This window comes from Haloferax gibbonsii ATCC 33959 (assembly GCF_000336775.1).
Lineage (GTDB): Archaea > Halobacteriota > Halobacteria > Halobacteriales > Haloferacaceae > Haloferax > Haloferax gibbonsii.
This window is the reverse complement of sequence record NZ_AOLJ01000018.1, coordinates 301426-311056: the sequence shown is the minus strand read 5'-3', so window position 1 is coordinate 311056 and position 9631 is coordinate 301426. Positions and strand designations below refer to the sequence as shown.

Here is a 9631-nt window from a genome sequence, read left to right as displayed (position 1 = left end):
TCGGTCCCCGAGAGCATCTTCACGCGGCTGACCCACCACGCGGGGATGGCGTTCGCGCTCGGCCGCGGCGACGACGTGAACGCGGTCAACGGGCCGGAGTACTACGACACGACGTGGAAGCAGTTCACGGCGCGACTCCCGGGTGTCGAGGTCGATTGGGCGGACCTGTATCCCTCGTGGGAGACGAGCAAGGAGAAGCTCTACGAACTCGACAGCGACGTGCATCTGGCCGACCCCGCGTGGGTCGTCCAGCTCGAACAGTGGGACATGGACGACATCGAGGAGGTCGACGACAACATCTCGCCGTGGTTCGGGAACTCGCTGAGCGGTCGTCACGCGTCGCCGACCGACGAGTGGACCGGCGACTACGAGTACTACACGCTGTGGGAGCAGTTCGAGAAGGTCGCACAGGTACTCAACGAAGAGGAGCGCTACGAGGCGCTCTCGGCCGTTCACGACGACGTGCTCGCCACCATCGAGGAACGGCTCCCGCCGGAAGACGAGCGCCCGAGCGTGGTGCTTCTCACCGCGGCCGACATCGAAAAGCAAATCTGGGCGTACACGGTCGGCAACCCCGGCTTTATGTCATCACACATTCGGCCGCTCGAACCCCACGACGCGTTCGAAGGCTCCATCGAGTCCGGTTCGAACGTCGACTTCGAGGCGCTCTTAGAGGCAGACCCCGACGTCATCCTCTTCCTGAGCGGGATGCAGCCGAACGTCAGCATGAACGACCTCCGAGCGACGCTCGAAGACGACCCCGTCGCCGCGGAGATTTCGGCGGTCCAGAACGGCCGCGTCTACCCGCAGGGCGCGCGCTATCAGGGTCCGATTCTCAACCTCTTCCAACTGGAGATGAGCGCCAAGCAGTTCCATCCCGAGCAGTTCGGCGCGTGGCCGACCTCGGACGGCGGACCGTACCCCGAAATCCCCGAGGAAGAACAGCTGTTCGACCGTCAGCACGTCGCCGACATCATCAACGGCGAGTTCTGAGCGGCCGCCGGAGCCGCATCGACGGCCCCGCTACCGGCCCCACTACCGGCCCCGCACCCGCCGTCGCCGAACGACACAAGAGATTTGTTCCGTCCTCGACTCCACCACATAGACAGATGACGGACCGACCCGCGTTCGACCGACGGGCGTTCCTCGCCGCGCTCGGGAGCGCCGGCCTCGGGTCGCTCGCCGGGTGTTCGGCCCTCGGCGGCGACTCGACCGAGACCGCCAGCACCGCCGCCCCGACCGCCAGCGTCGACGCCGACGTCGCCCGCGACCTCGCCGCGCGGTTCGCGCCGACGCTCTACTTCGACGCCGACGAGACGTGGTTCCCGACGGACCCGCGGTCGTACGCGAGCGACCGGGACGGCGAGACGGTCGTCGACGGCTTCGACGCCTTCGACGGCTACCACGCGACACAGGAGGAAACGGGCGAGCGAGCGCCGGAGCCGACGGTGTTCTACAACGTGGTTCGATACGAGGACTCGTCGCTGACGACCGTGCAGTACTGGTTCTACTCGGTGTTCGACCAGTTCACGACGAACTTCCACTGGCACGACTGGGAGGTGCTGCACGTCTTCGTCGACACGGCGGACGACGAGCCGGTCCCCCAACTCTACGTGGCGAGTTCGCACTCGCGGTCGGTGCCGAACAACGAGTTCCTCGACCCGGACCCCGCGCGTCCGCCGCGGGTGCTCTCCGAACTCGGGTCGCACTCCAGCGCGCTGTCGCTCAACGACCGCGCCGACCGGTTCCAGCGGCTCCCGACGGGCGGGACGTTCGCGGACATCACGAACCGGGCGTTCGACCGCATCGAGGACGCCGCGGAGATACCCATCGCCTACGGCCTCCCGCGGGACGAGGGCGCGCGCCTCCCCTACGTCGTTCCGGAACTCGACGGCGCGCCGGTGTACGAAGACGAGCGACTCCCGTCGGTCACCCGCGACTCCCTCGTCAGCGAGGCGCTCACGGTGCGGTCGTTCGACGCGCTGTCGTCGCCGCCGACGGACCTCCCGGCGCGGTCGACGGGGTTGGTGTTCGGGCCCGAGGCGACCGGCGAGCGCGACGCGGACGCCGACGCCGACATCGAATACGCGCTCGTCTCCGCGGGCGAGGTCGAACACATCACCGAGTTCACCGGGCCGCAACTGAGCTTCGAGTTCGCGGTCCCGACGTTCGCCGAAGACGCGATTGCGAGCCACCTCACGACGACGAGCACGCCGTGGAGCCAGTCGCGCTACGCCGACCCCGCGGCGGACATCACCGACCCGACCCACCGCAGCGCCCTCGCCGAGCGGTACGACGTCGTCGACGAGCCCTCGGCGCTCAACACGCTTTTCGTCCGGGTGACGGAGGCCGTCACCGACGCCGACGCGCCGGACGGCGAGGGCGTGACGACCCGCGAGTCGGGCGTCGAGTCCGTCCTCCTCTTGGAGAGCGACCCGGAGGCCGCGCCGACGTTCGGCGGTCTCGGCGTCCTCCGCGACGTCCCCGCGGGCGAGCATCGGCTCACGGTGAACGGCGCAGGTTCGGCACCACACAGCGAGACGGTTCAGGTCGGCGACGCGGGGCCCGGGTCGGAGTCCGCGACAGAGACCGAATCGTCATCCACCGACGGCGACGACGGCGAGACGCTCACCACGGCCGGCGTGGGCGGCGAAATCCCGCTCGTCGCCCGGGAGTCGGCGACGAAAGTCGAAGTCGACGCCGACGGGACCGACCGCGACCTGACGTCGCTCGCGCTCGAAGACGACTTCGCCGGGCGGCTGTACGACGCGCCGCTGTCCGGGCCGGACGCCGTCTACGTCCACCGCGGCGGCGCGTACACCGTCGAAGTCCGCGACAGCGACGACGAAATCGGCGCGTTCCGCGTGAACCCCGACCCGAACGCGAGCGCCGCGGGCGACGACTCGGATTCTGACTCCGGGTCCGCGCCGGCGTCGATTCCGAGCGTCCGAATCGACGACCCGCGGACCGGGAAGGCGTCGCTCGCGACCTTCCTCGCCGACATCGCCGCCGAGACGGCCGCGGCGGTCGCGGCGGCCGACGAGAGAGACGGCGGCGACAGCGACGACTCGGACGACTCGGGTACTTCGGGCGACTCGTCGGGCACGGCCACCTCGAACGGCTCGACCCAAACGGCGACGAGCGACGGACAGGCGAACGCGGTCCGCGGGCTGGCGCAGGCGCTCGAATCGGTCGCCGAGGCCGCGAACCGGGCCGCGGAACGCGCCGAGGCCGGCGAGCGCGGCCGGGCGGACGAGAGCCTCGACACCGTCGCGTCGCGGCTCGAACGCGTGGCTGAGCGGTTAGCCGAGGCGCGCGGGGAACTTCCGGGGTCGCTCTCTCGGGCGACCGACCGGCGACTCGAACAGGCGCGCCGTCGGTCCGAGCAGGCCCGCGCGGCCGACACGCTCTGAGTCAGTAGTTCGCGCGGCCGACGCGCTCTGAGTGGTGCGTGGATAGGTCGCGTAGCCGACCGGCCGCGAACGCGTCGCTCGCCGGTCGAATATACGCAAAATGTGAGTTATCGTTCTGCCGCGAAAACGCGGCGTACTAAATTAGTTTAAAGGCGCGTGAGGTTCGTCGCGCGGGGGCCCTTGGGGGCCTGCTCGATGTCGAACTCAACATCCGTGCCTTCTTCGAGGTCCGGGCCGCCGATGTCTTCCATGTGGAAGAACACGTCGTCGTCAGCATCGTCCGTCGAAATGAAACCGTAGCCGCCAGTGTCGTTGAAGAAATCAACGTTTCCTTTCGCCATTGCTTTTGAACACACACGCCCTTTACGGATAAGACTTGTGAGGGTCGTGTTGTCACGGGGTTATTTTATTGAATATGTTTCTGAATCATCGACATTTGTAGACGAATGTTCTGGTATGTCGGTTCTACCCGCGCTCGCCTAGTGGTTCGACGGTGATTCCTCGATAAGCTGTGGTATCGGCAGTTCTCACCGTCGAATCCGGTCGGTCGCGGCCGACGAGGCTTTACGCGTGGCCGGACGGTCTCCGACACCGTGGATGCTAACGACGTTCGTCGGAAGTGGGCGAATCGGTCGGGAGAGTTCTCGCCGGAGTACTACGCGTACTACGGGCCGAACGAGACGAGCGAGTCGATTCGGCGCGTCTTCGAGGCGCGTCTCGACCCCTCGGCGTCGATTCTCGAACTCGGTTGCGGTCCCGGTCGGCACCTCTCGCACCTCCGCGAACACGGCTTCGAGAACCTCCACGGCGTCGACATCAACCCCGACTGCTTCGAGGTGATGGCCGACGCCTACCCCGACCTCGCCGACTGCGGGACGTTCCACGCCGCCGCCATCGAGGAGGTCGCCGAGGAGTTCTCCCCGGGCCAGTTCGACGCCGTCTACTCCATCGAGACGCTCCAGCACATCCACCCCGACGACGCGTGGGTGTTCGAGGCGCTCGCCCGGAGCGCGAGCGACTACTTCGTCACCGTCGAAAACGAGGGCGACCAGTCGGTCCCGCCCGAGGACCGCGGCGTCAACGACGACGAGTACGACTTCCCCCTCTACTACCGCGATTGGGAGGCCGTGTTCGCGCCGTTCGGCTTCGAACAGGTCGCCTGCGAGCGCGGCGACCGCGACACCCTCCGCGTGTTCCGCCGGACCGACTGACCTCGGTTCGGGTCAGAACCCGCCGTAGCGGAGGTACACCATGTCGGCGATGAGGACGAGTTGGAACAGTCCCTGCACGCCGCCGAGCATGGCGTTCTGTTTTCCGATGGCCGAGATGACGCCGGGGTCGGGGTCCTCGGAGGTCATCTCGAAGTACATCCGTATCTCGCCGGGCATCAGGAAGCCGAAGCCCTGCACCGAGAGGATAGTGACGATGACGAGCGCGACGACGATGGCCGGGGTCGTCATCTGGAAGTCGCCGATGGTGGTCGCGACCCACGCGAGCGACCCGACGGTGGCGACGGCGAAGACGACCTGCCAGCGTCGGTCGCGCCACGCGTTCAGCCGCCACCCGAGCAGGAGGAGAACCGGAATCAGGTTCGCGGCGGTGAACAGCGCGAGCCACGGTTCGGCGTGGGGAAACACCCCGAGTCGCTGGGCGAGCGTGATGCCGCCGGCGATGGTGACGAGCGCCATCGACGGGAGGAAAAACGAGGTCTTCGGCGTGAGGCGCTCGAACACCGCGGCGCTCTGTTCGTCGGTCAACCCGCCGATGACCGGCCCGAGAATCGCCCCCATGAACAGGTCGGTCCCGGTCCAGAGCAGTCCCGCCATGACGTGGACGTACGTGTGTTGCTGGAGCGACCCGAGCGTGACCGCGTACGCGAGTGCGACTACCGACACGGCGACGATGCCGCCCGCGAACGCCGGGTTCGCCCGTTGTGCCATGCCCCCGATTGTCCCACCAATCGTTGCCCTGTGTTGGCTCATCACGTTCGAGACGTGTACTATCGGTGATAAAACCGGCGACGAACGAACTTATCCCCTCCAACCCCCACCCTCCGACAATGACTGACGCCCTCTCGTTCGATATCACGAGCGTGGACGACGTCGCGGCCAACCGCGACGAGGTCGTCGCCGCGGTCGAAGCCCACGCGGGACCCATCGCGCGCGAACTCGCCATCCTCCAGGGCGGCGACTACGGCCAGGAGACGTTCAAGACGCGCCGCGGGACGTGGACGCTCAAGTACGAGGCGGGCGCGCTGCAGTACCTCCGGTTCAAGGGGAAGTCGGGCGGCGAGACGTACGTCGTCTCGACCAAACAGCCCCCGGAGCCGAAGGCGCTCGGAACGGCGATGCAGGACTACCCGGCGTTCGTTGAGGCGTACAACGAGCACGTCGAGTCGCTCGACGGCGTCCTCGACGACGTACCGACGGAGTTCCCCGCGGTCACGACGACCGAGGAAATCGTCGCCCAGCGGGACCAACTCGTCTCGACCATCCGCGAGGTGGCCGACACCATGGCGGGCGAACTCAACCGCTTCGACGGCGAGTACGGAACGTTCACCCAGCGGGTCGGCGGCACGCGCTGGGAGCTGAAGTGGGACGGCCCGCGGGCGTCGTACCTGCGCGTCGGTGGTGAGGGCGGCATCTACCTGCTGTCGCAGTACGAACCGCCCGCCGCACCCGACGTGCGCGAACTCGCCGGCGACTTCGTCGCGTTCGTGGAGGCGTACAACGAGTACGTCGACGACCTCGAAGCCGACCTCGCGACCGTCTCGTTCGACGACGCTGGGTAGCGGGGCACCGCGACGCTTTTGGAATCACCGCCGGCACGTGATGCCATGAGCGACGACTCCGAGACGGCTGACGACAGTCTCGCCGCCCCCGCCGACGACCTCGCGTGGGAGACCACCGACACGCGCATCGACTACTCGTGTCCCGGCTTCGACATCCGCATGGACGACGTTCGGCTCCCCGACGGGACCGAGACGGACTTCCACTACGTCGACGAGCCGGCGGCGGTCGTCGTCCTGCCGTTCACGCCCGACGGCGACGTGGTCGTCATCGACGAGTGGCGACAGGCCGTCGGCCGGACGAACCGCGGACTCCCCGCCGGCGGCACGGAACCGGACGACGACGACTACGCCGCGGCCGCCCGGCGCGAACTCGCCGAGGAAACCGGTCACGAGGCCGAGGCGGTCGAACCGCTCGTGACCGTCGAGCCGGCCAACGGCATCGCCAACTCGGTCCACCACTACTTCGTCGCGCGCGGGTGCGAGCCGAGCGCCGACCAGAACCTCGACTTCAACGAGAGCATCCGCCCGACGACGGTCGGCTACGACGACCTCAAGCGGGCCGTCCTCGCGGGCGAGGTCCGCGACGCGCGGACGGTCCTCGGCGTGCTCTACTACGAACTCGCCGGCGAGTAGCGCGGTCGGTTCCGCGCACCCCGCGTTCGCGTCTCGAACCCCCCTCCGAGGCGAGAAGGATTTTGACGCCGGCGCCCCAAGGGGTCGATTGTGGCTACTACGACGCGCCTCCCCGACCCCGTTCGGTCCTTCCTCGCGGCCATCGCCCTCGGCGGCGGCGGTCTCGCGGTGGGGACCATACTCGTTGTCATCACGCAGTTCGCGGCGTTGAGCGCGGGCATCGAACTGACACCGCTCGCGCTCGTCGTCACGTCGCTGGTTCTCCTGCAGGGCATCGCCTTCGGCGGCGTCGCCGTCGCCTACAGTCGGTACCGCGGTCTCGGACGCTCGTACTTCGGCGTCTCCGTCCCGTCGCTCCGCGACGTCGTCGCGGTCGTCCTCGGCTACGTGACGGCGCTCGTCGCGGCGTTCGTCGGCGCGTTCCTCGTCTCGACGTTCGGCGTCCAAGCGGGGTCGAACCAGGTGACCGAAATCGCCGCGCAGGACCCCGAAGTGCTGTTGCTCCTCGTCCCGGCGTCGTTCCTCCTCATCGGCCCCGGCGAGGAACTGCTGTTCCGCGGGGTCGTCCAGAACCGCATCCGCGAGTCGTTCGGCCCGGTTCCGGGCATCGCCCTCGCCAGCGCCATCTTCGCGGCGATTCACTACGTCGCGCTCACCGGCGGCGCGGGCGGTCGACTCGTCACCATCGGCATCCTGTTCTTCCCGAGCGTCGTCTTCGGCACGGCGTACGAGCTGACCGACAACATCGCCGTCCCGGCGCTCATCCACGGCGCGTACAACGCGACGCTGTTCTCCTTGGCGTACCTCGTGTTCAAGTTCGCCGAGATGAACCCCGGCGAGGTCCCGACCGGGCTGCTGTTCTGAGCGGCCGGCGATACCAGCCTTTTTCCTTCGCTGTCCCCTCGAACAGACGTGTTCTTCTCCACACTCGTGTCGGCCGTCCAGGGGCTGGTTCCGGCGGCCGTCACGGTGGATATGCTCGTCGTCTTCGCGCTCATCCTCCTCTCTCTCGTCTTGTTCGCCACCGAGTGGCTCCCCATCGACGTGACCGCCATCGTCGTGATGGTCCTCCTGATGGTGCTGGAGCCGTGGACGCAAATCACCCCGCAGGAGGGGCTCTCGGGATTCGCCAGCCCCGCGACGATCACCGTGTTGGCGATGCTCATCTTGAGCACTGGCGTCAACCGAACCGGTATCGTCCAACTCATCGGCCGGAAGATGGCCGAGTACGCCGGCAACAGCCAAACGAAGCAACTCGCCGCGACGATTGGCGTCACCGGCCCGGTGTCGGGATTCATCAACAACACGCCGGTCGTGGCCATCCTCGTCCCGGTCGTCGCAGACCTCGCGCACAAGGGCAAGACCTCGCCGTCGAAGCTCCTCATGCCGCTTTCGTTCGCCTCGATGCTCGGCGGCACCCTGACGGTCATCGGGACCTCGACGAACATCCTCGCCAGCGACATCGCGGCCCAACTCGGGCGGGAGTCGCCGGGCCTCGGCCTCCACGCCTTCGGCATGTTCGAGTTCACCAAGCTCGGCGTCATCGTCTTCGTGGTCGGCGCGGTCTACCTCATGACGGTCGGCGTCCGCCTGCTCCCGAAGCGGGTGCCCGCCGAGGACGACCTCCTCGAGGAGTACGCGCTCCAGGAGTACCTCGCCGACGTGGTCGTCCCCGCGGACTCGTCGCTCATCGGCCAGACCGTTCAGGAGGCCCTCGGGAACGACGACCTCGACATCGACGTGTTACAGCTCATCCGCTACGGCGAGCAGTTCTTGGAGCCGCTGGCCCGCAAGGAGATTCACGAGAACGACACGCTCCGGCTCCGCACGAACCGGGAGACGCTCGAACGAATCATGCGCTCGGAAGGGCTCACGTTCGTCGGCGGGCCCCGCTCGGAGAGCGAGCTCCACCCGGGCGAAGAAGAGCCGGTCATGGTCGAAGTCGTCATCCCGTCGGGTTCGTTTCTCGTCGGCGAGAGCCTCGCCAGTTCGACGTTTCGACAGCGCTACGACGCGAACGTCCTCGCCTTCCGAACCCGCGGGAAGGTCGTCCGCGACCGGTTCGAGGACATCGACATCCGCGTCGGCGACACGCTGCTCGTGCAGGCACCGCCCGACAGCCTCACGCGACTCGTCCAAAACGAGGACTTCATCGTCGCCCACGAGTTCGAGGACACCGACTACCGAACCGAAAAGACGCCGTTCGCCGTCGCCATCATCGCCGGTGTCGTCGCGCTCCCGGCGTTCAACGTCCTCCCAATCGTCGTATCGGCGCTCGGCGGCGTCGTCGCGATGATTCTCACCGGCGTGCTCAAACCGAACGAACTGTACAAGTCGGTCGAGTGGAACGTCATCTTCCTGCTCGCGGGCGTCATCCCGCTCGGCGTCGCGCTTCAACAGACGGGTGCCGCGGCGCTCCTCGGTGACGCCGTCGCCTCGACGGCGACGTTCCTCCCCGCACTCGGCGTCCTGTGGGTGTTCTACCTCGCGACCGGGTTGCTCACGAGCGTCATCTCGAACAACGCGAGCGTCGTGCTCATGATTCCCGTCGCCGCCAGCGCCGCCCAATCAATCGGGGCCAACGCGTTCGCGTTCGTCCTCGCCGTGACGTTCGCGGCCTCGACGGCCTTCATGACGCCGGTCGGCTACCAGACGAACCTGTTCGTTTACGGCCCCGGCGGCTACACGTTCTCGGACTTCCTCCGCGTCGGCGCGCCGCTGCAGTTGCTCCTGTCGGTCGTCACCGTGGCCGGCATCGCCTTCTTCTGGGGCGTCGGCGCGTAGGCGCGTCGCC

General features: G+C 67.6%; 9 protein-coding genes. 7 read left to right on the top strand and 2 right to left on the bottom strand.

Going from position 1 to position 9631, the window contains the following annotated elements; all coding sequences use genetic code 11:
* Both C454_RS12535 and C454_RS12530 read left to right on the top strand, forming a co-directional pair.
* On the top strand, positions 1 to 993 hold a 993-nt coding region (locus C454_RS12535; protein ID WP_004976230.1), incomplete at its 5' end, for an ABC transporter substrate-binding protein.
* Between the two features lie 116 nt (positions 994 to 1109).
* Positions 1110 to 3413 (top strand): hypothetical protein, encoded by a 2304-nt coding sequence (locus C454_RS12530; RefSeq protein WP_004976228.1) that lies wholly within the window; start codon positions 1110 to 1112, stop codon positions 3411 to 3413.
* A gap of 146 nt (positions 3414 to 3559) precedes the next feature.
* Here C454_RS12530 and C454_RS12525 read toward each other — a convergent pair whose 3' ends face one another.
* Positions 3560 to 3754: a cold-shock protein gene (locus C454_RS12525; RefSeq protein WP_004041873.1), complete on the bottom strand. Its 195-nt coding sequence runs from the start codon at positions 3752 to 3754 to the stop codon at positions 3560 to 3562.
* 252 nt (positions 3755 to 4006) lie between these two features.
* Between C454_RS12525 and C454_RS12520 the strand changes: the two genes are divergently transcribed.
* Complete coding sequence (locus tag C454_RS12520) at positions 4007 to 4624, top strand: class I SAM-dependent methyltransferase (RefSeq protein ID WP_004976226.1); 618 nt, start codon at positions 4007 to 4009, stop codon at positions 4622 to 4624.
* Positions 4625 to 4636: 12 nt separating this feature from the next.
* On the opposite strand, the gene C454_RS12515 is transcribed toward C454_RS12520, so the two are convergent.
* Entirely contained in the window at positions 4637 to 5353 is a 717-nt protein-coding gene (locus C454_RS12515; protein WP_004976224.1) for a hypothetical protein, read from the bottom strand.
* Positions 5354 to 5472: 119 nt separating this feature from the next.
* Here C454_RS12515 and C454_RS12510 point away from each other — a divergent pair, with 119 nt between their 5' ends.
* From C454_RS12510 to C454_RS12495, 4 genes are all read left to right on the top strand, one after another.
* A complete protein-coding gene (locus tag C454_RS12510) occupies positions 5473 to 6204 on the top strand; it encodes a hypothetical protein (RefSeq protein WP_004976222.1) in 732 nt (243 codons plus the stop codon).
* 45 nt (positions 6205 to 6249) lie between these two features.
* Positions 6250 to 6837, top strand: a complete 588-nt coding sequence (locus C454_RS12505) for an NUDIX domain-containing protein (RefSeq protein WP_004976221.1) — start codon at positions 6250 to 6252, stop codon at positions 6835 to 6837.
* 90 nt (positions 6838 to 6927) lie between these two features.
* The gene (locus C454_RS12500; RefSeq protein WP_004976219.1) at positions 6928 to 7701 is read left to right on the top strand and encodes a CPBP family intramembrane glutamic endopeptidase; all 774 of its coding nucleotides are present in this window, start codon (positions 6928 to 6930) and stop codon (positions 7699 to 7701) included.
* Between the two features lie 48 nt (positions 7702 to 7749).
* Entirely contained in the window at positions 7750 to 9621 is a 1872-nt protein-coding gene (locus C454_RS12495) for an SLC13 family permease (protein ID WP_004976217.1), read from the top strand.
* The last annotated feature ends 10 nt before the right edge of the window (positions 9622 to 9631 follow it).